At 66.7% G+C, this 20,031-nt stretch carries 12 protein-coding genes and 1 pseudogene; 7 read left to right on the top strand and 6 right to left on the bottom strand.

From position 1 onward, the window contains the following. Window positions 1-50: 50 nt before the first annotated feature. Window positions 51-2,726, bottom strand: a complete 2,676-nt coding sequence (aceE, locus tag J3A72_RS16605; protein ID WP_075076275.1) for a pyruvate dehydrogenase (acetyl-transferring), homodimeric type — start codon at window positions 2,724-2,726, stop codon at window positions 51-53. A gap of 320 nt (window positions 2,727-3,046) precedes the next feature. On the opposite strand from aceE, the gene J3A72_RS16600 reads away from it, so the two are divergent. From J3A72_RS16600 to J3A72_RS16585, 4 genes are all read left to right on the top strand, one after another. Beyond that, complete coding sequence (locus tag J3A72_RS16600) at window positions 3,047-3,562, top strand: sigma-70 family RNA polymerase sigma factor (protein WP_075076274.1); 516 nt, start codon at window positions 3,047-3,049, stop codon at window positions 3,560-3,562. Next, window positions 3,559-4,581: a FecR domain-containing protein gene (locus J3A72_RS16595; protein WP_075076273.1), complete on the top strand. Its 1,023-nt coding sequence runs from the start codon at window positions 3,559-3,561 to the stop codon at window positions 4,579-4,581. Before J3A72_RS16600 ends, J3A72_RS16595 begins: the two co-directional genes overlap by 4 nt. Window positions 4,582-4,722: 141 nt before the next feature. Then, window positions 4,723-7,656, top strand: coding sequence for a TonB-dependent receptor (locus tag J3A72_RS16590; protein ID WP_075076272.1), 2,934 nt, complete (start codon window positions 4,723-4,725; stop codon window positions 7,654-7,656). 10 nt (window positions 7,657-7,666) lie between these two features. After that, the gene (locus tag J3A72_RS16585; RefSeq protein WP_075076271.1) at window positions 7,667-9,262 is read left to right on the top strand and encodes an alkaline phosphatase D family protein; all 1,596 of its coding nucleotides are present in this window, start codon (window positions 7,667-7,669) and stop codon (window positions 9,260-9,262) included. Between the two features lie 108 nt (window positions 9,263-9,370). Here the strand turns inward: J3A72_RS16585 and J3A72_RS16580 are convergent, their stop codons facing one another. From J3A72_RS16580 to J3A72_RS16565, 4 genes are all read right to left on the bottom strand, one after another. Continuing rightward, window positions 9,371-11,479 (bottom strand): phospholipase C, phosphocholine-specific, encoded by a 2,109-nt coding sequence (locus J3A72_RS16580; protein WP_075076270.1) that lies wholly within the window; start codon window positions 11,477-11,479, stop codon window positions 9,371-9,373. Between the two features lie 8 nt (window positions 11,480-11,487). Next, window positions 11,488-13,866: a TonB-dependent receptor gene (locus tag J3A72_RS16575; protein ID WP_075076269.1), complete on the bottom strand. Its 2,379-nt coding sequence runs from the start codon at window positions 13,864-13,866 to the stop codon at window positions 11,488-11,490. A 115-nt stretch (window positions 13,867-13,981) separates the two neighbouring features. Continuing rightward, a complete protein-coding gene (locus J3A72_RS16570) occupies window positions 13,982-14,908 on the bottom strand; it encodes a c-type cytochrome (RefSeq protein WP_075076268.1) in 927 nt (308 codons plus the stop codon). Continuing rightward, on the bottom strand, window positions 14,905-16,251 hold the full coding sequence (locus J3A72_RS16565; protein ID WP_075076267.1) for a cytochrome c: 1,347 nt from the start codon (window positions 16,249-16,251) through the stop codon (window positions 14,905-14,907). The genes J3A72_RS16570 and J3A72_RS16565 overlap by 4 nt, the downstream gene beginning before the upstream one ends. 184 nt (window positions 16,252-16,435) lie before the next feature. Between J3A72_RS16565 and J3A72_RS16560 the strand changes: the two genes are divergently transcribed. Then, entirely contained in the window at window positions 16,436-17,554 is a 1,119-nt protein-coding gene (locus tag J3A72_RS16560; protein WP_014646733.1) for an alpha/beta fold hydrolase, read from the top strand. A gap of 82 nt (window positions 17,555-17,636) precedes the next feature. Here the strand turns inward: J3A72_RS16560 and J3A72_RS16555 are convergent, their stop codons facing one another. Next, a complete protein-coding gene (locus J3A72_RS16555) occupies window positions 17,637-18,776 on the bottom strand; it encodes an MFS transporter (protein ID WP_032957729.1) in 1,140 nt (379 codons plus the stop codon). A gap of 184 nt (window positions 18,777-18,960) precedes the next feature. Here J3A72_RS16555 and J3A72_RS16550 point away from each other — a divergent pair, with 184 nt between their 5' ends. Both J3A72_RS16550 and J3A72_RS16545 read left to right on the top strand, forming a co-directional pair. Further along, the gene (locus J3A72_RS16550) at window positions 18,961-19,656 is read left to right on the top strand and encodes an alpha/beta hydrolase (RefSeq protein WP_014646735.1); all 696 of its coding nucleotides are present in this window, start codon (window positions 18,961-18,963) and stop codon (window positions 19,654-19,656) included. A 24-nt stretch (window positions 19,657-19,680) separates the two neighbouring features. Further along, a pseudogene (locus J3A72_RS16545) lies at window positions 19,681-19,923 on the top strand (TonB-dependent receptor); the annotation flags it as partial. Between the last annotated feature and the right edge of the window lie 108 nt (window positions 19,924-20,031).

Genomic DNA, 20,031 nt, shown 5'->3' with positions numbered 1-20,031 from the left:
GATGCTGCATTCACCACGCCCGCAGGGCAGGCGTGGTGAATGCAACGGCGTTACACGGCGGCGGCCGGATCGCGCTTGCCGGTGTCGATGCCGTACTTGTCGATCGCGTCCTGCATCCGCGAGCGTTCGATGCGGCCTTCGTCGGCCAGCGACTTCAGGGCCGCCAGTACGATGAAGTGGCGATCCACTTCGAAGAACGTGCGCAGCGATTCACGCGTGTCGGAACGGCCGAAGCCATCGGTCCCCAATGCGGTGAAGCGGCGGTCGTTGATGAAGGGACGGATCTGGTCGCCGACGATCTTCATGTAGTCGGTGGCCACCACCACCGGGCCTTCATGACCCTGCAGGCACTGCTGCACGTAGGGCACGCGCGGTTTTTCGGCCGGATGCAGCAGGTTCCAGCGCTCGGCGGACAGCCCGTCGCGGCGCAGTTCGGTCAGGCTGGTCGCGCTCCACACATCGCTGGCGATGCCGAAGTCCTGCTGCAGCAGGTCTGCCGCGGCTTCCACTTCGCGCAGGATCGAGCCGCTGCCCATCAGCTGCACGCGTGGCTGCAAGGCGTTGTCGGCGGCTGCCGGATGCAGCAGGTACAGGCCCTTCAGGATGCCGGCTTCGGTGCCTTCGGGCAGTGCCGGCTGCGGGTAGTTCTCGTTGAGTACGGTGATGTAGTAGTAGATGTCTTTCTGGTCGACATACATGCGGCGCAGGCCGTCGTGGATGATCACCGCCAGTTCGTAGTTGTAGGTCGGGTCGTAGGACACGCAGCTCGGAATCACCGACGACAGCACGTGGCTGTGGCCGTCATCGTGCTGCAGGCCTTCGCCCATCAGCGTGGTGCGGCCCGACGTGGCACCGAGCAGGAAGCCGCGGGTACGCGCGTCGGCAGCGGCCCAGGCCAGGTCACCGACGCGCTGCAGGCCGAACATCGAATAGAAGATGTAGAACGGAATCGTGGCCAGGCCGTGGTTGCTGTAGGCGGTGCCGGCGGCGATCCATGAACAGATCGCACCGGATTCGTTGATGCCTTCCTGCAGGATCTGACCGTCCTTGGCTTCCTTGTAATAGCTCAGCTGGCCGGCATCCTGCGGGGTGTACAGCTGGCCCAGGTAGGAGTGGATGCCGATCTGGCGGAACAGGCCTTCCATGCCGAAGGTGCGCGATTCATCGGGCACGATCGGAATCACCAGCTTGCCCAGATCCGGGTCCTTCAGCAGGCTGGTGAGGATGCGCACGAAGCCCATGGTGGTGGACTGGCCGCGATCGCCACTGCCCTGCAGCTGGGTGTTGAAGATCGACAGCGGCGGCAGCGGCAGCGGATCCACCTTGGCCAGGCGCGCCGGCAGCTGCCCACCCTGGATGCGGCGGCGTTCGGCGAAGTAGGCGGCCTCGGCGCTGCCCGGTTCCGGGCGCAGATAGGGCATCTCCTCCAGCTGCTCGTCGCTGACCGGCAGGTTGAAGCGGTCGCGGAAGGCGCGTACTGCATCGGCGCTCATCTTCTTCAGCTGGTGGTTGATGTTCTGGCCTTCGCCGGCTTCGCCCATGCCGAAACCCTTGACCGTCTTGGCCAGGATCACCGTCGGCCGGCCGCGGGTGTTCACCGCCTGCTGGTAGGCGGCGTACACCTTCTGCGGATCGTGGCCACCACGTGCCAGCGCCCAGATGTCGTCATCGCTCATGTGCGCGACCAGCTCCAGCAGCTCGGGGTAACGGCCGAAGAAATGCTCGCGCACGTAAGCACCGCTCTGCGACTTGAAGGTCTGGTAGTCGCCATCCACGCATTCCATCATGCGCTGGCGCAGCAGGCCGCTGTGGTCGCGGGCCAGCAGGTCGTCCCAGCCACTGCCCCAGATCAGCTTGATCACGTTCCAGCCGGCCGCGCGGAACGTGCCTTCCAGTTCCTGGATGACCTTGGCGTTGCCGCGCACCGGACCGTCCAGGCGCTGCAGGTTGCAGTTGACCACGAACACGATGTTGTCCAGCCGCTCGCGGCCGGCCAGCGAAATCGCCGCCAGCGATTCGGGCTGGTCCATCTCGCCGTCGCCGAGGAAGGCCCAGACCTTGCGGTCCTGGTGCTGCTTCAGGCCGCGGTACTCGAGGTAACGCATGTAGCGCGCCTGGTAGGCGGCGGTCAGCGGGCCCAACCCCATCGACACGGTGGGGAACTGCCAGAACTCCGGCATCAGGCGCGGGTGTGGATACGAAGACAGGCCGTCACGACCGGCTTCGCGGCGGAAGTTGTCCATCCGTGCCGGATCGATGCGCCCTTCCACGTACGCACGGCCATAGATGCCCGGCGCGGAATGGCCCTGGATGTAGATCATGTCGCCGTCGAAGGTGTCGGTACGGCCACGGAAGAAGTGGTCGAAGCCCACGTCGTACAGCACCGCCGCCGACTGGTAGGTGGCGATGTGGCCGCCGACGTTGGAGTGCTTGCCGGCGCGCAGCACCATCACCATCGCATTCCAGCGGATCATCGCGTTCAGGCGGCGCTCGATGGCCAGGTCGCCCGGGTAGGCCGGCTGGCGCTCCGGCGGGATGGTGTTGACGTAGGCGGTCCACGCGCGCGCATGCAGATCGCCGTGCCGCTGCGCATCCAGCTCGCTGAGCTGGTCGATCAGGTAATGCGCGCGTGGCCGGCCACCGGCCTGCATCACCGCCTCCAGCGATTCACGCCACTCCCGCGTTTCCAGCGGGTCGGTATCGAAGGGGGTCAGGGCTTGGTTCATGACTGTCTCCAGAGGGCGCCGGCTCTGCCTGGGCGACAACACCGGCAGGGCGCACAGCACTGGAGCGGGGTCGCAATGGCGGGGCCGTGACGCGAAGGGCGACCGTGGCGGCCACCGGGGAGGCAAGCGTAGGCCTGGCCCCGCGGCTTCGATAGGCGGGCCCGGCTTGGGTCTCTGGCAAGCAAGGGTTGGCACGGTGCGCCGTATCATGGGCGAATGTGCCGGGCGGAGAGTGCCTGGCATGGCCGCCTGCTGCAACGCCACTGTCATCGATGGTCGTCACCCTGCGGGGCTTTCCAGCCTCGGGGTGTTGGCCGGCCGTGAACAGCGTGAGGATCTGGGAGAAGAGCTACGCGCTGCGCCGACGGCTGCTGCGTGGCTTCTTCCTGCGTCGCGGTTCTGCCAGCGAAGACGCCGAGGACCTGGCGCAGGAGGTGTACCTGCGGCTGCTGCGGGCCACCGGCGAGAATGCCGCAGCGATCGAGAACCCGGAGGCCTACCTGTTCACGGTCGCGGCCAACCTGGCACGCGAGCACGCGCGCGCGCGTTTGTCGCTGCCGCCGCTGGAAGACGTGGATCAGCTGGCCGAAGTGCTGAAAAGCGAAGAAGACATCGAGGGCGAGTTCGAGCGCGCGCAGCGCTGGAACGATATCCGCAGCACCATCGCACGTCTGCCGGCGACCACGCGACGGGTGATGGAGCTGCATTACCGCGACGGGCTGGACTGCCCGGCAGTCAGCCGGCAGTTGCAGGTGTCGGTGCACATGGTGCGCAAGCACATCGGCAAGGGTCTGGAGGCCTGCAGGAAGGCGCTGGGCGCCAGGGAGCACGCATGAACCGGAACGCATCGCCCATGGCCGACGACACGCTCGCCTGCGAGGCAATGGACTGGTTTCTGCGCAATCGCGAGGGAGTGCTGGACGAGGCCGAGCGGATTGCGTTCCTGGACTGGATGAAGCGCTCGCCCGAGCACGTGCGCGCCTATATGCACGCCCTCGCGCTGCACCGGCAGGTCGGCGAGGCACTGCAATCGCCGTTGCCGGAAGAGGCGCCGGCGCCGCCACGGCAGGCGGCCGCCAAAGTGGTGCCTCTGTTCGATAGTGCCCCCGCCGCGCCGCACGCCGCGCCGCTGCGCCGCCGCACGCGCGGGTGGGTGATGGCTGCCGCAGCCTGCATCGCCCTGCTCGGCGTGGGCCTGGTCCCGCAGCTGATGCCCACCGAACAGCTGTACAGCGCCGACCACGGTGAACTGCGTGACCTGGTGCTACCTGACCGGACACAGGTGCGGCTCAACGCGGACAGCCGCCTGCGGGTACGCATGGGCTGGTTCAGTCGCAAGGCGGAACTGCTGCAGGGCGAGGCGACGTTCGACATCGCACGCGACCGCCGCCCGTTCGAGGTGCAGGTGAACGGCCTGGAGATCCGGGACATCGGCACAGTCTTCGACGTGTCGCGACGGCTGCAGAGCACGCGCATCGGTGTGGTTTCCGGCGAGGTCGAGGTCTGGAGCCAAGGCGCGGGTGCCCGCCGCCTGGCCCAGTTGGGGCAGGGCCGGGTGGTGCAGGTCGACGCGCGCAGCCATGCGGTGGAGTCCTTGGACATGCCACTGTCGATGCTGCTGGACTGGCAGCAGCGCAAAGTGTCCTTCCTTGACGAACGCTTGGACGAAGTGGCTGCTGCCTTCAACCGGCACAACCAGGTGCAGGTGCGCGTGCTGGACGAGGGCGCGGCATCGGCACGGTTGTCCGGCAGCCTCGATGCGCATCGCATCGGTGCGCTGCAGGCCTTCCTCGAACGTGACCCGCGCTTCGTGGTGAGCCGCGAGGGCGACACAGTGCGGGTTGGCAGCCGCTGAGGCCGAGGTGGCCGTGGACTGTCAGAAAAAATTCATCGAATCCGCGTTCTCCACTTTGGTGGATGCGGGCTCTTACTTGGGAGAAGCCGCTGCCGATCCGCGCAGCGGCGCCTGCTGCCTTCTCTCTTCCAAGGACCCGTGATGCGCAACACGCTCTACCTGTCGATCATCCTCGCCCTGTCTCCCGGCAGCATGCCATTGGCCTTCGCCGCCGCCGCCGATGGCCTGGAGGCGCGTGTGTCCACGCCGATCGCGGCACAGCCGCTGGCGCGTGCACTGGAGCAGTTGTCACGCAGTTCCGGGGTGCAGTTCCTGTACTCGGCCGATGGCGATGCCCGCATGGCCGGTGCGGTGCCGCGCGGTGCCACCGTCAGGCAGGCGCTGGATGCACTGCTGGCCGGTACCGGCCTGGGCTACACCGTGGTGGATGGCAATGTCATCGCCATCGATCCGGCACCGGTACGCAACGCGCCGAACCCCGGCGCACCGAAGCCGCGCGAGGCCGAGGCGGTGGTGGCGCCGACCCTGGACACGGTGAAGGTGATTGCCGCGCACGAGGTGATCGACCAGAAGAAGACCTCACCGGTGATCAAGGATTCGGTGGTCTACGACGAAATGGACAGCTACGGCGACGAGACCTTGGCCGAGAGCCTGATGGCCGCTCCAGGCCTGAGTGCGGTGGAGGATGCCGGCGAGCCACGTTACGTGACGGTGCGCGGCGTACAGGCCAACCTCAACTACACCACCATCGATGGCATCGCGATTGCCAGCGTGGGTGGCAGTGGCTCCGGCGAACGCATGAACAACCTGCAGCTGATTCCCAGCGACATCGGCACCCGTACCGACATCTACAAGAGCTTCAGTGCGGAGCAGGCACCGGATGCGATCGGCGGCGTGATCGACATCATCAGCCGCAGTGCCTTCGACCGGTCCGGCAAGTACGTGTTTGCCGACGTGGCAGGTATCTATTCCACGGCCGAGACCAACGTCGAGCGCAGCGCTGGCGGCAACCACGAAACCCTGGGCCACTTCGGCAAGAGCGCCAAGATGGTGTTCTCCAACCAGTTCGGCGCCGGGCAGGAGTTCGGCATCGTTGCGGTGGCACGCTATGAGCAGCGTTCGCGCAACAGCGTTAAGCGCTGGGTGGAGTCGAACTACTACTACAACGACGCCGGCAAGTACCTCACCGACGGCACCACCGGGCCGGATGAGGCCAAGGGTTGGAACGGGCTGCGTGCGCCCGGCAATTTCAGCACCGGCACCTACACCAACTTCATCACCAACTTCGGCGGCTCGGCCAAGCTGGAATGGAAGCCGTCGGACGATCCGTTCTACGCATCGCTGCTGCTGTACTCGTACCGGTTCTACGAGAACTCGACGATGAACAAGACCGACCTGTACGGCAACGCCAAGTTTCCGATCCGCAACCAGACCGAGGACAGCGGCACCACCCAGATCAACAGCATCTACATCAAGAACCGCCACGACCGCTGGGACCGCAGCAACCGCGGCGCCATCGCCAGCTTCAACTGGGACATCGGCGACCGTTCGCGGCTGAGCCTGCGTGGCGGCCATACCGAAGAGACTTTCCACAACAACCAGGTCTACTGGGGTGTGCGCGCCTACCCAAGCAGCCTGTTCGTCGACTACGAGAACGACAGCCACGGTTTCCCCAACGCGGTGGCGGTGTCCGATTCCAGCCTGTTGACCAGCTCGGCGTTCAAGCTCAATCCGGCGCAGGCCTATGTCTCCCCGCGCGATGCCAAGGAGAGCATCGACAACCTGCGCGCCGACTTCAGCTACAACATCGACGCCGATGCGCGTGGCTTCGGCCTGGCCACCGGCGCGGAATACCGCCACCTTAAGATCTGGCAGGACATCGACTTCGACTACTTCAGGAGCAGCGCCACGCTCAACGATTACCTGTATCCGGGATCGACGCTGCTGGGCAGCGTGCCGGGCTTCCCGCTGATCGACAACCGCAAGTGGAACGAGGAACTGCTACCGGAACTGGGCAACAACAATGCGGCGTATCCGAATGCCAACTTCACCAGTGACTACAAGTACGTGGAGGACATCACCAATGCGTACGTGTCCGCGCACTACGCCTGGGACCGGCTGCTGCTGATCGGTGGCCTGCGCCATGACCACACCCGCTTCGATGCCTACAGCCCGTTCAGCAATGATGGCGGCACCACCTATACCTCCGCCTTCCGCAACACGAGCGGTGGCTACAACAACCTGTTGCCCTCGTTGAATGCGACGTTCAAGCTGAGCGAGGACCAGCGCCTGCGCTTCTCCGCCAGCCGCACGCTGGGCCGGCCGACGCCGAGCAACATTGCCCAGGCCACCAGCACCAGCTGTGGCGATGACGAGGAGGGCAGGGGCTTCTGCACCATCAAGCAGGGCAATGCGAACCTGCAGCCGCGCCGTTCCACCAACATCGACCTTGCATGGGACCTGTACTTCAACGGCAACAACGGCCTGGTCTCGGTGGCGTTGTTCGACAAGGTAATCAAGGACGACATCTACACCCTGACCACCTTCGAGAACGTGGGCGATACCCGTTACCGGGTGACCCAACCGATGAACACCGATGAGTCCAGGCTGCGCGGCGTCGAGTTCGCGGTGGCCAACCGCAACCTGCAATGGGGCCGCCAGCGCTTCGACATGTACTTCAACGCCACGCGGCTGGAAGGCAGGACCAACTACCGCATCACCGATGGCACCGAGCGACGCCTGGACCGGCTGCTGTACCAGCCGGACTGGTCGCTCAATGGTTCGGTGATCTGGCGCATGCCGTGGAAGAACTCGCAACTGCGCCTGTCCGGAACCTACCGCAGCCGGATGCTGGTCGACTTCGGCGACACCCAGTGGCTGGATTCGTACTACGACCCGTACATGACCTTCAACATGGCCTTCAGCCACAAGGTCAGCAGGCACGTGACGCTGAAGTACGAAGCCAAGAACCTGTTCAACACCCAGCCGACCTACAGCACCGGCCCGAACGGGCGCTTCCGTACCGAGATCGACGACTACGGCCGCTTCTTCTACTTCCACATCATCTACAACTGAGGGCACAGCCGTGGAGACGATCAATCGCAGGCGATTCCTGGCCCTGGCCGGCCTGTCCGCTGCCGGCGCCTGGATGGGCACGGCACGCGCGCTGGCCGCGCAGGCCGATGCCACCACGCTGAACCCGCGCAACCTGCTGGCCAAGCCGCGCTTTGCCAGCACGCCCTTCACCCTGGGCGTGGCCTCGGGTGATCCCACGGCCGACGGCATGGTGCTGTGGACGCGGCTGGCGACGGAGCCGCTGGTGTTCGGCGGTGGCATGCCGACCCGGCCGATGGTGGTCGAATGGCAGCTGGCAGCGGACGAAGGCATGCGCAAGGTGGTACGCCAGGGTTCGGCGCTCGCGCATCCCGAACTCGGCCACGCGGTGCACGTGGAACTGGAAGGATTGGCGCCCGGACGGCCCTACTGGTACCGCTTTACCGTGGGTGGCCACGCCAGTGCAGTCGGTTGTACCCGCACGCTGCCGGCAGCCGCGGCAGCGGTGGATCGCGTGCGCTTTGTGGTGGCCGGCTGCCAGCACTACGAAGAAGGCCACTACACCGCGTGGCGGCGCATCGCCGAGGAACCGCTGGATTTCGTCTTCCACTACGGTGATTACATCTACGAAGGTGAAAGCCAGCCTGGCCTGCGGAAGATGAACGGCCAGCCGTTCACCAACCTGCGCAACCACGTCGGCCCGCAGACCTACACGCTGGATGATTACCGCCGCCGCTATGCCCAGTACAAGAGCGATGCCGACCTGCAGGCCGCGCATGCGTCGGCACCGTGGTTCGTCACTTTCGATGACCATGAAGTGGACAACAACTGGGCCGGCGCCGAAGACCAGGACGATACGCCCAGCGAAGTGTTCCTGCTGCGGCGCGCACAGGCGTTCCAGGCCTACTACGAGAACATGCCGCTGCGCCGTTCGGCATTCCCGCGCGATGGCCACATGCAGCTGTACCGGCGCGCACGCTACGGAACGCTGATGGACCTGCACCTGCTCGACACACGCCAGTACCGCAGCAAGCAGGTGAACATGGCGCTGCGTGAGGACGTGGAATCGCCGGAGCGCAGCATTGTCGGTGCGAAGCAGGAGCGCTGGCTGTTCGATGGCCTGGCCGATGCCGCGCCGCGTTGGCACACCATCGCCCACCAGGTAGCGCTGGGCAACTACATGCGCGAGAAGGACGGCGTGGTGCAGTCGTCCGATGACCAATGGTCGGGTTACCTGGACAGCCGCCGGCGCCTGCTCGACCACATCCAGAAGGTCGGCTTCGGCAACGTGGTGACCGCCTGTGGCGACGCGCACCGGCATTACGCCAGCGACCTGGTGCAGGACCACCGTGACTCGGGCGTGGTCTCCAGCGAGTTCCTCGCCACCTCGATCACTTCCGGTGCTGACGGCCAGGGCGTGGACGCTTACGCCCGCAACCAGCTTGCGCACAGCCCCAATCTGAAGGCGACCACCGACAAGCGTGGCTATGTGCTGTGCGATGTCACCCCTGATGCGTGGATCGGCGACATGAAGACGCTGGATACGGTGATGCGGCCGAACGGTACCGTGCAGAGCTGGAAGCGCTACGCGGTGGAGCACGGCCGGCCGGGGCTGCAGGAGGCCTGAGTCTACCGGTCTGCGCTGTAGAGCCGAGCCCACGCTCGGCTGCTTTTTTCGGGGCAATGCGACCGGGGCGAAAGCAGCCGAGCATGGGCTCGGCTCTTTAGGGATTCTTCAATCGTGCTCGAACCGCAGCGGTTCGGTGCCCATCGCCGGGTCACTGGTGCCGGGGCGACCATCCTCGGCGCGGCCGGCCAAACGCAGCACACTCCCACCCGCGCTGATGCGCAGGTCATACCAGCCGGCGGTAGGCGTTGCATCCCACGCCAATGAAGTCTGCGCATGTGCGGGCAGCGCCAATGTCTGTTCGGGCATGTGTCCTGCATAGGCGCCGCCATGCACGCGCACCTGCTGTGCACTGTCACCCAGATTGCGCAGGTGCAGCCGCAGCTGGCCATCCGCGCGATCAATTGAAGCCTGCACGGCAGGAGCCTTGGCCGCACCCTGGAAGTGGCGGTGGAAGCCGTTCGGACCGAGCAGCCACAGGTCATAGCGGCCCTGGGCGTCCAGCGGCCAACGCTCGCGCAGCGGCATGCCCGGCAGCAGCGTGTAACGGCGCGGCACCGCCTCCAGCCGCAGCCGATCGTAGACATGCAGCACTGCCGCTGCGCCCTCGCAGGACAACGCCAGGTCAACGCCCGCGACGTCGACCGCAGCAATCGATGCCTGCGGTCGATAGGGAAGGGCACGCGCCGGGCGTACACCGCTTTCCTGTTTCGCTGGCTTCAGCCCCTCTGGCAGCGCGGGCACGGTGCGCCCCGGCAAAGCAGCGGCGCGTGCGGCCACCGCGCTCACGTCGGGCAGGCCGCGGACGAACGGGCGGGTATCGCGCTGGGCAAAGTCGAACGCAGTGCTGAGGTCGCCGCAGACCGCGCGGCGCCACGGCGAGATGTCCGGCGCGGACACACCAAAGCGGCGTTCGATCAGTCGAATGACCGAGGTGTGGTCGTACACCTGCGAATCGACCCAGCCACCGCGGCTCCAGGGCGAGATCACGTACAGCGGCACGCGCGGGCCCAGTCCATACGGGCGGCCGCGCAGTTCGGCGAAGTCGTACTTCTCATCTCCCGGTGCCGGATGGCGGTGGTACTCGCCTTCAGTGCTGACCGAGGACGCACCCGCCCAGCCACCGTCCACCGGCGAAGGCGGTGCCGGTGGTGGCATGTGGTCGAAGAAACCGTCGTTCTCGTCGAACATCAGCAGCAGGGCGGTGCGGCTCCACACCTGCGGATCGGCGGTCAGTGCATCCAGCACGCGCGCGGTATAGGCCGCGCCCTGGGCCGGGCTGGAGGGGCCGGGATGCTCGCTGCCGGCCGCGTCGGCGATGATGAAGCTGACCTGCGGCAGGCGTCCGTCGATGACGTCCTGGCGCAGCTGCGCCAGGCCACGCGTGCTGACCCCGCGTGCGCGCAGCTGCGGGTCATGCCCCGGCGCAGCGCGGTAGGCCTGGCGGAACGCCTCGAAGCCGGCCAGCGGGTTGTCGGTGAAGTTGTCGGCCATGTCCTGGTAGATCTGCCAGGATACCCCCGCCTTCTGCAGGCGTTCGACATAGCTGGCCCAGCGGTACGACGCAGGATGCCCGCCGTGCTCGGGGAAGTTGTCGTGCGAGTTGGCGATCACCGGGCCGCCGGCGCGGGCGGCAGCATCGTTGTGGCCGGTCCACAGGAACACCCGGTTCGGGTTGGTTCCGGCCTGCATCGCGCAGTGGTAGGCGTCGCAGATGGTGAAGGCATCGGCCAGGGCGAACTGGAAGGGCAGGTCGCTGCGCTGGAAGTAGCCCATCGAGTGGTTCTGCTTGGCTTTCGGCCATTGCCCCATGCGTCCGTGGTCCCAGGCCCGCTGTGCATCCGGCCAGGTGTGCGGCGTGCCTTCCACGCGCATGTAGCCGAAGTGCGCGGCGGTATCCAGCGGGAACGGCGCAATCGCGCGCTTGCCGCTGGCGTCGGGCTGCAGCCACAGGCTGCGCGCGCGGGCGCCGGCCTGCAGTGCCTGCGCCGGAGCGACGAAGCGATCGCCGAAACCCCGCACACCCGGCAGCGTGCCGAAGTAGTGGTCGAACGAACGGTTCTCCTGCATGAACACCACGATGTGCTGCAGGTCTTCCAGGCTGCGGGTCCGCGCGGCGGGGGCGATCGCGGCGGCCCGGGCGATGCTGGGCAGCAGCGGGGAAAAGCCGGCGGCAACGCCGGCCTGCAACAACCGGCGTCGGCCGATATCGGTCACGGGCTCACTCACAGGTCCACACGGAAGGAGATGCCGACGGTGCGCGGAGCGCCGATGAAGGCGTTGTCGCGGCCGTCCACCCCCGCAAGATACCGCTTGTCGGTGAGGTTGCTCACCACCAGGTTGGCACCCATGCCCTTCAGGCGCGGCGACAGGCCCTGCAGGTCGAAGCCGATGTTCGCGTTGAACACGGTGGCCGAGGGCAGCTTGTTGACGTTGGCGGCGTCGAGGTAGCGGGTGCCCAGGTAACGGCCGGACAGGCCGAAGTTCCAGTTCTCGCCCTGCCAGTCCGCCGAGAGTACGAGGGTCTGTTCGGGTTGGCCGATCACCTTGGCGCCGTCGACGATGTCCAGCTGGGTATCACGCGCGGCATCGCCACTGCCCAGGTACTTGGAGCGGTTGTAGGTATAGGCGGCGTTGAGGCGCCAGCCGTTGTCCCAGCCATAGCCGAACGCCGCTTCCAGGCCGTTGCTTTCCACGCCGCCGAAGTTCTCGTAGACGCCGTCGGTCTCGCCCAGGTAGTCGATGCCGCTGACGAAGCCGGCCGGCAGGTAGACGATGCGGTTGTCGAATTTGATGTTGTACAGCGTGACCGAGGCGGTCAGGGGCCAGCGGCTGATGCGCATGCCCATTTCAATGTTGTCGGCGGTCTCCGGCTCGACGTTGCGGAAGCGCTGCGGGTCGGTCTCGCCGAGCACGCCGGAGGGGATGGCGGCGAAGTTCTGCGAGAAGCCCGCGAACAGCTCCATGCCTTCCACGCCGGGCGCCCAGGTGAAGCCGGTGGACAGCAGCGGATCGGACCTGGAGTCGGATGTGACGTGCTCGCTGGCACCGATCACGCGGCGGCGCGACTGGTCCACGAAGAACTGCTTCACGCCGAGGCGCGCGCTGAACGGGCCGAAGCGGGCCACGTCCTCGACGTAGTACATCTGTTCGTCGACCTTGTACTTGTCCTCGAACTGTACCCAGTACGGCTGGTGGTCGAAGGCGATGTCCTGGCCGACGTTGAGCAGGCGATGCCAGTCGCGGCGTGCCGAACGGTCCAGCTTCTCCACCCACAGGCCGCCGCGGATCGTGTTGTCGACTGCGCCGAAAGTCTGGCGCCATTCGACGTCGGCGGTCACGCCCATGCGGTCGTTGTCGTAGTGGGTGTGGCGATACGACTGCGCGCCCAGCACGTTGCCGGCGTAGCAGTTCGGATCGTACTCGGCGGTGAAGCCAAGGCGCGGGCTGCAGCTGGCCAGGCGCTGCGCGCCACTGCCATCGGGATTGACGAAGAAAATCTGGCCACGGTTGCTGCCGCCGTACACGGTCTTGCCACCGAGGTATTCCGACTCCGGGCGACCGGCTCCGTCATCGCTGACCTGCGCCAGATACGGTGGCAGCCAGTCGCCGCGGCCTTGCATGCGGTGCCCGTAGGCGGCCACCGAGGCCTTGAAGCCGTTGCCACCGTCGAAGGCCGCGCGCAGGTAGCCGAAGGTGTTCTCGCGCAGCGCACGCGAGCCGGAACGGTAGTTCTGGTCCAGGTAGGGAATGCCGGTGAGGGTACCGACCAGGTTGTCGCGATCCGGATTGGTCGCGAAGCCCTTCGGTGAGACGCTGGTGTACTCCGGCTCGTCCGCATCGTTGTAGGACAGGTAGCCGGTCAGGGTCCAGCGATCCAGTTCGGTGATGAACTTGCCGGCGATGTGGTCATTGCTGGTCTTGCCGCTGCCATCGATCCAGTCATGCACGCGCGCCGACGAGGCACTGACCCAGGCGCGGGTGTGGCCGCCGAGCAGGCCGGTGTCGTAGCGCACGTAGTACTTGCGCGCCTCGTTGTCACCGGCGCCGACCACGAAGCGCAGGCGGCTGTCCTGCAGCGGATCGCTGGTGAGGAAGTTGAGGGTGCCGCCCAGGGCCTCGTTCGAGCGCGAGGAGATATCGGCGGTGCCCTGGCTGACTTCCACCGTTTCCAGGTCGAGGGTGTCGATGTAGCGGTTGGCCAGCGAGCCGCCGCCGTAACCCGAGCCACCATTGGGCAGGCCGTCGATGGTGGTGCCGATCTGCTGGGTATCACGGTTGGTGACGAAGCCACGCATGCTGATCTGCGTGCCCCACACCGACGAGCCGGTGGCATCGGCCTCGCTGACCACCACGCCGGGCACTTCGTTGAGCGCGTCGTTGACGCTGCTCATCACGGTCTGCCGGTTCAGCGTTTCCGCACGCACGGAAGTCTTGGCATAGCTGGTGGCCTGGCCGATCACCTGCACCTGGTCGAGGGTGCGGGCCTCACTGCTGCGCGCTTCAGCGGCATCGCCCTGCGGTGCTTCGGCCAGGGCGTCCAGTGCGGGAGCGATCAGCAGGGCAAGCAGCGAGACACGGGGAAAGCGCGCAGACGTTCGCATCGAGACCGGACCTTCAGAGCAGGGAAGCCCCGGAGTGTCGGCAGCGCCAATGACATCGGCATGACGTGGCGATGCAGGAATCGTGTTGTGCGACGGCCGGCACCCGCCGCCTGCTTCAGTACCGTGCGTCCTTGGGCTTCGGGTCACGCGGCCAGTCCTTGCCCTTGTTGGCAAAGTCCGGCCGCGGCTGGTTGATGAAATAGCCGGCGATGTCCACCGCATCCTGGTCCGGCATCACCTGCTGCCCCAGCGGCGGTGCGCGGGTCACTGCCGGTGGCATGTTGTGCTTGATGAAACCGGCCGCCTTGTACAGGCGCGCCATGCCGGCACCGATGTTGAAGCTGTGGTCGCCCCACAGCGGCGGGAAGGCGATGTCACCGCTGGCATCGCGTCGGCCTTCGCCGTTGTCGCCATGGCAGGCGGCGCACTGCACGGCATACAGCGCCTGGCCGCGGACCGGGTCCGGAGTCAGCGTGCTGTCGATGGGGCCCTCACTGGGCGCGGCCACTGTTGCACCCTCTGGCACCGGGCTGCTCAGCCACGCCATGTAGTCGAGCATCGCGCGCATCTGCGGTGCGTCCTTCGGCAGCGGCTTGCCGTTCATCGAGCGCTGCAGGCAGCCATTGATGCGCTCGGTCAGCCCGATCACCTTGCCCGGGCGCGGCATGTAGCGCGGATAGGCACCGCCGCCGGTATTGAAGTAGTGGTTGCCGAACGGTCGCTTGCCCTCGGCCATGTGGCACGAATTGCAGTTCAGATCGTTGCCGACGTTGTCCGGAAGCAGGCGCGCGGTCTCGTTGAGGATGCGCCGGCCGAGCATCACCGATTCGGCATTGCCCAGGCCGGCGATCTCCTCGGCACTGGGCGCGTGGTAGTGGGCGACCAACTTGCCCTGTGCATCGAGGATATCGATCGTACTGGCTACGGCGGCATCCAGGCCCGGGTGCAGGTGACGATAGGCGAGGGTGCCCGCACCGGCCAGCAGCACCACGGTGATCGCACTACCGAGCAGCAGGCGGGAACGTTTGCGCGAACGCTTCATCGTGCGGCCTCCTGCGGAACGAAGTGCACCGGCTTGTCACGCACCACCCGGCGCATGCGTGCCACCTCGACCTCGCTCACCGCGCTGGCCTGGTTGCCCCAGCTGCTGCGGATGAAGGTCAGGATCTGTGCCAGCTGCGCGTTCGGCAGCTGCTCGAAGCCGGGCATGGTGAAGGCCATGCGGTCGTGCGGGGTGTGCGGGGTGCGACCCCCGATCAGGGTCACCTGCACCAGCGAACTGGGATCATCGGCGAACACGATCGAGTTGCCTGCCAGGGCAGGATAGACGCGTGGCATGCCGCGCCCGTCGGCACGGTGGCAGGCCTGGCAGTGCTCGGCATAGGCCAGCGAACCGGCCACGCGATAGTCGCCACTACGCAGCGCGGCGGTGGTGGTGTCGGTACCAGGCGACCACTGCGCACTGCGTCCCTCACGCGCCGGCAGCTGCTTCAGGTAGCGCGCCATGGCCAGCAGGTCAGCGTCGGACAGATACTGCGTGCTGTGCTCGACCACGTCGGCCATGCCACCGAAGGCTGCCGATCGATCGGTGCGCCCGGTGCGCAGGAAGTCGACGATCTCGCCCTCGCTCCAGCTGGCCAGGCCGGTCGATTCATTGCGCAGGTTCTTCGCATACCAGCCTTCCAGCACCGAGCCGGACAGGAACTGGCGGCTGCCATCGTCGGCCATCGCCTTCTCCTGGAACGCCAGCCCACGTGGTGTATGACAGGCGCCGCAGTGGGCCAAACCCTCAACCAGCTCAGCGCCACGCTGCTGGCCCACATCCAGCGACGGATCCGGGTTGAAGCTGCGCGGGCGCGCGAACAGCAGCTGCCACCATGCCAAAGGCCAGCGCATGTTGGCCGGCCATGGAATCGTGCTGTCGGCGTTGCTTTGCTTCACCGGCTTCACCGAGCCCATGAAATAGGCATACAGCGCCTTGATCTCGGCATCGCTGGCGATCACGTACGAGGCATACGGCATCGCCGGATACAGCGGCTGGCCGTCGTGGCGGATGCCGCGGCGGACCGCGCGTTCGAAATCGGCGTAGTCGTAGGCACCAATGCCGGAGTCCGGATCGGGGGTGATGTTGGTCGAATAGATCGTGCCCATCGGCGTCTGCATGCCCAGGCCACCGGCGAACGGCTTGCCGCCCGGCGCGGTGTGGCAGGCCGCGCAGTCGGCGGCACGTGACAGGTAGCGCCCCTGCGCGATCAGCGCCGGATCGTGGATGTCGACCTGCGCGGTCTGTCGCGGTGCGAACCAGTAGGGCGTGCTGCGGGCGATGCCGTAGGCGGCGGCCACCGTGGCGGCCAGGGCAATGGCGAGCTTGAACGAGATGCGCATGGCGGCACTGTGGGCACTCCCGGGCGCGCGTTCATTGATCCGGATCAATGACTGAACGGATACAGCTTTTACACCAAACTGAATCGTTCCTGCGTTGTCATCAAGCCGTCATCCGTGCGCGATAGATGGCCGGTCTATTGGGCGTTACCGTCCCAATCTGTCTGATTCACCCCTATGACGTGATATGAAGCGCCTGCTGCTGTTGTTGCTGGCGTGCGCCGGCCTGTGGCTGGCCGCATGCTCATCCTCGATCAACGCCTCGTCCACCTCACTCGCCGATCAGCTGATCGCGCCGGGCGGCGTGTCGACCCTGCTCGATCGTCCGCGCATCGCCGCGGCCATCGCCGAACTGCCCAACCGCCATGGCTTCGCGGCGGGCCGCGATGGCGTGCCGATCTTCTGGCGCGTATTCGATCCGGGCGACTACGGCGCGCGTTACCGCTACCTGCCGCAGCGCCACGAGAACGGCCTGCCGCTGGATACCGGCCTGAGCCTGGCCGTGCCGCAGCCGTTCCGCGCGCAGGCGCCGCGCGGCACCGTGGTGCTGCTGCATGGGTGGATGATGAACGGTGATTCGATGCTGCCATGGTCGCTGCAGCTGGCCGAATCCGGCTACCGCGTGGTCACGCTCGACCTGCGCAACCATGGCCAGTCCGGCACCGGCCCGTCCGGCTATGGCACCTATGAGTCGGATGACGTGGTCGATGTGATCGGCGAGCTGCGCGCGCGCGGCGAAGTGACCGGGCCGCTGTACCTGTTCGGTGTGTCCTATGGTGCGGCCACGGCGGTGTTCACCGCCGACAAGCTGGGTGACCAGGTCGAAGGCGTGGTGGCGATGGAATCGTTCGCCAATGCCGGCGTGGCGATCCGCACCATGATCCCGCACCTGATGGGGCTGCAGCCGGAAGGCCTGAAGGCGCAGGCGGTGGCGTCGTACGCGCGCTGGCGCTACGGCGGCCAGGACATCAACCAGGTGATCGCCGCCGCCAGCCGCCGCATCGACGTCGATCTGGACCGCGTGGACGTCGCGCGTGCGTTGGCCGATACCCGCGCCTGCGTGCTGTTGCTGCACGGGCAGGGCGACCAGCACATTCCGGTCAGCCAGGGCCGCGAACTGGCCCAGGCCAACCCGCGCGCGCACTACATCGAAATGCGCGGCGAGGACCACATCACCCTGCCGCTGCGGCTGGACCTGCTGGCGGGCGTGGTCGATGACTGGATGGCGCGCGACGAGCACCATCCGCAGAGCGCGTGCCCGGCACCGCAGCTGCCGGCCCAGGCTGAGTGGCTGGCGCGCAGCTGAGAAAAAGGGGACGGAGGGGATTAAGTCGTTTCCAGGCCAGGTGTGCGGGAAACGACTTAATCCCCTCCGTCCCCTTTTTCTGTCAGGCCACGCGTCGTGCCAGTGCGCGGGCAGACGCCGCGACGCCGAGCAGCAGCGCGGCCACGCACAGGAAGGCGAAACCGAGGCTGGTGGCATGCGCCAGTGCGCCGATCGCTGCCGGACCGGCGAGGATGCCGGCGTAACCCAGTGTGGTCACCGCGGTGATGGCGATGCTCTCCGGCATCACCCGCTGCTGGCCCGCCATCGAGAACAGCGCCGGCACGATGTTGGCGCAGCCCAGCCCGACCAGTACGTAGCCGGCCAACGCCACCGGGAACGAGGGCACCAGCGTGGCCAGGGTGAAGCCCGCCGCAGCGGTGATGCCGCCGATGACCAGCGTGCGGGTCCGGCCGAGGCGCTCGACGATGCCGTCGCCGAACAGGCGCATCGCGGTCATCGCCAGGGTGAACAACGCAAAGCCGGCCCCGGCCTGGTCGCGCGGTACCTGCCGCACTTCCGCCAGGAACACCGCACTCCAGTCCAGCATTGAGCCCTCGGCAAGGAACACCACGAAGGCCAGCACGCCGATGAACAGGACCACGCCGTGCGGCAGCGCCAATAGCGGGCCTTCGTGCAGGATCCGTTGCGGACGCCAGTGCGGTGCCGACAGCACGGCAACCAGCAGCAGCGCGGCCACCGAAAGCAGCGCGGCCAGCCACAGCGGCGTGCCGAGGATCAGCAGCCCGGTCATGCAGCCGGCGCCGACAAACCCACCGATGCTGTAGAAGGCGTGGAAGCCGGACATCATCGCGCGCCCGGCGTCGCGCTCGACCGCCACGGCCTGCATGTTCATCGCGCAATCCAATGCACCGACGCCGGCGCCGAACACGAACAGCGCTGCGCCCAGCGCCACGGGCGAGGGTGCCAGCACCAGCAAGGGCAGGGCGCCCAGCATCATCGCGCAGGTGATCACCATCACCCGACGGCATCCCAGTCGCCCGGTCAGCGCACCTGCCAGTGGCATCGCCAGCAACGAACCCAGCCCGAGGCACAGCAGCACGGCGCCGAGACTGGCGTCGGACAGCCCGGCCTTGGCCTTTGCGTAGGGCACCATCGGCGCCCACGCGGCGGTGGCGAAGCCGGGAATGAAGAAGGCGGCACGGGTGGCGTGCTGCTGGGCACGTGGGGATGAAGGCGTCATGCGCGATGCGAAGCTCCGGGAGAGCTCCATGAAATCGTTATCAGGCCAGGTCGGCAAGTGCCATGCACGACATCAAACGACGCATACGATTGCAGTGACCCGATTGCGTCACCAGCGATTAACGCCACGCACGGACAGTGGCTGCACAGTCGGCATCCCGCCGGCCGCTGCCGGAGACCTGTACATGAGCACGACACCGACCATCCTCCTTGTCCATGGATTCTGGGGCGGGGCCGCACATTGGGCCAAGGTGATCCTGGAACTGCATCGCAACGGCCACGACCGCGTGCAGGCGGTGGAACTGCCGCTTACCTCGCTGGCCGACGACGCAGGACGCACCCGGAAAATGATCCGGCAGATCGACGGGCCGGTGCTGCTGGTCGGCCACTCCTACGGCGGCGCGGTGATCAGCCAGGCCGGTAGCGAGCCCAACGTGAAGGGCCTGGTCTACATCGCTGCCTTCGCGCCTGATGCCGGCGAGAGCCCCGGTGGCATCACCCAGCAGCACCTGCCGGAGGCAGCGCCGAACCTGGCACCCGACAGCGATGGCTACCTGTGGCTGCGTGCGGACAGGTTCCATGAGAGCTTCTGCCAGGACCTGAGCGCCGACGAGGGCCGGGTGATGGCGGTGACCCAGAAGGCGCCGTTGGCGAGCACCTTCGGTGATGCGGTCAGCGATCCGGCCTGGAAGCACAAGCCGAGCTGGTACCAGCTGTCCCGCCAGGACCGCATGATCGCGCCGGACAACCAGAAGGCCATGGCCACGCGCATCCAGCCCAAGCGATTGCTGGAGCTGGATGCCAGCCATGCCTCGCTGGCCTCGCAGCCGAAGGAAGTGACCGCGCTGATCCTGGAGGCCTGCGCCGCCATCGGCGGCTGAGCCCGCGCGGCGCGTCGCACCGCACGACAGGATTCCACCTTCGGCGAGATCACCAACCCGGCCACGCAGGCCAAGGTGGTACATCGCACCCAACCGTATTGGTTGCTGGATGCGATGGCGCGTTATGAATTCAGTGATCGCCTGTCGGCCACGCTCAACGTCAACAACCTGCTGGACAAGCGCTACTACACGATCTTCAGCTGGTACAGCACCTACACCTGGGGTGAGCCGCGCAATGTGCGGCTGGCGATGACGTACAGGTTCTGACGCGGGTCCTGTAGAGCCGAGCCCGCGCTCGGCTGGCTGTCACACCGCAGCCGAGCGTGGGCTCGGCTCTACGGAAATACGCCCGCGATGCTTTGCAGCTTCGCGGGC

The organism is Stenotrophomonas sp. PvP093, assembly GCF_017876915.1.
GTDB lineage: Bacteria > Pseudomonadota > Gammaproteobacteria > Xanthomonadales > Xanthomonadaceae > Stenotrophomonas > Stenotrophomonas muris.
This window is presented reverse-complemented; position numbering and strand designations above follow the sequence as displayed.

Bases quoted from the DNA above. Each gene is read 5' to 3' on its own strand.
- aceE (WP_075076275.1), bottom strand. From the start codon at position 2,726: ATGAACCAAGCCCTGACCCCCTTCGATACCGACCCGCTGGAAACGCGG.
- J3A72_RS16595 (WP_075076273.1), top strand. From the start codon at position 3,559: ATGAACCGGAACGCATCGCCCATGGCCGACGACACGCTCGCCTGCGAG.
- J3A72_RS16590 (WP_075076272.1), top strand. From the start codon at position 4,723: ATGCGCAACACGCTCTACCTGTCGATCATCCTCGCCCTGTCTCCCGGC.
- J3A72_RS16575 (WP_075076269.1), bottom strand. From the start codon at position 13,866: ATGCGAACGTCTGCGCGCTTTCCCCGTGTCTCGCTGCTTGCCCTGCTG.
- J3A72_RS16570 (WP_075076268.1), bottom strand. From the start codon at position 14,908: ATGAAGCGTTCGCGCAAACGTTCCCGCCTGCTGCTCGGTAGTGCGATC.
- J3A72_RS16565 (WP_075076267.1), bottom strand. From the start codon at position 16,251: ATGCGCATCTCGTTCAAGCTCGCCATTGCCCTGGCCGCCACGGTGGCC.
- J3A72_RS16560 (WP_014646733.1), top strand. From the start codon at position 16,436: ATGAAGCGCCTGCTGCTGTTGTTGCTGGCGTGCGCCGGCCTGTGGCTG.
- J3A72_RS16555 (WP_032957729.1), bottom strand. From the start codon at position 18,776: ATGACGCCTTCATCCCCACGTGCCCAGCAGCACGCCACCCGTGCCGCC.
- J3A72_RS16550 (WP_014646735.1), top strand. From the start codon at position 18,961: ATGAGCACGACACCGACCATCCTCCTTGTCCATGGATTCTGGGGCGGG.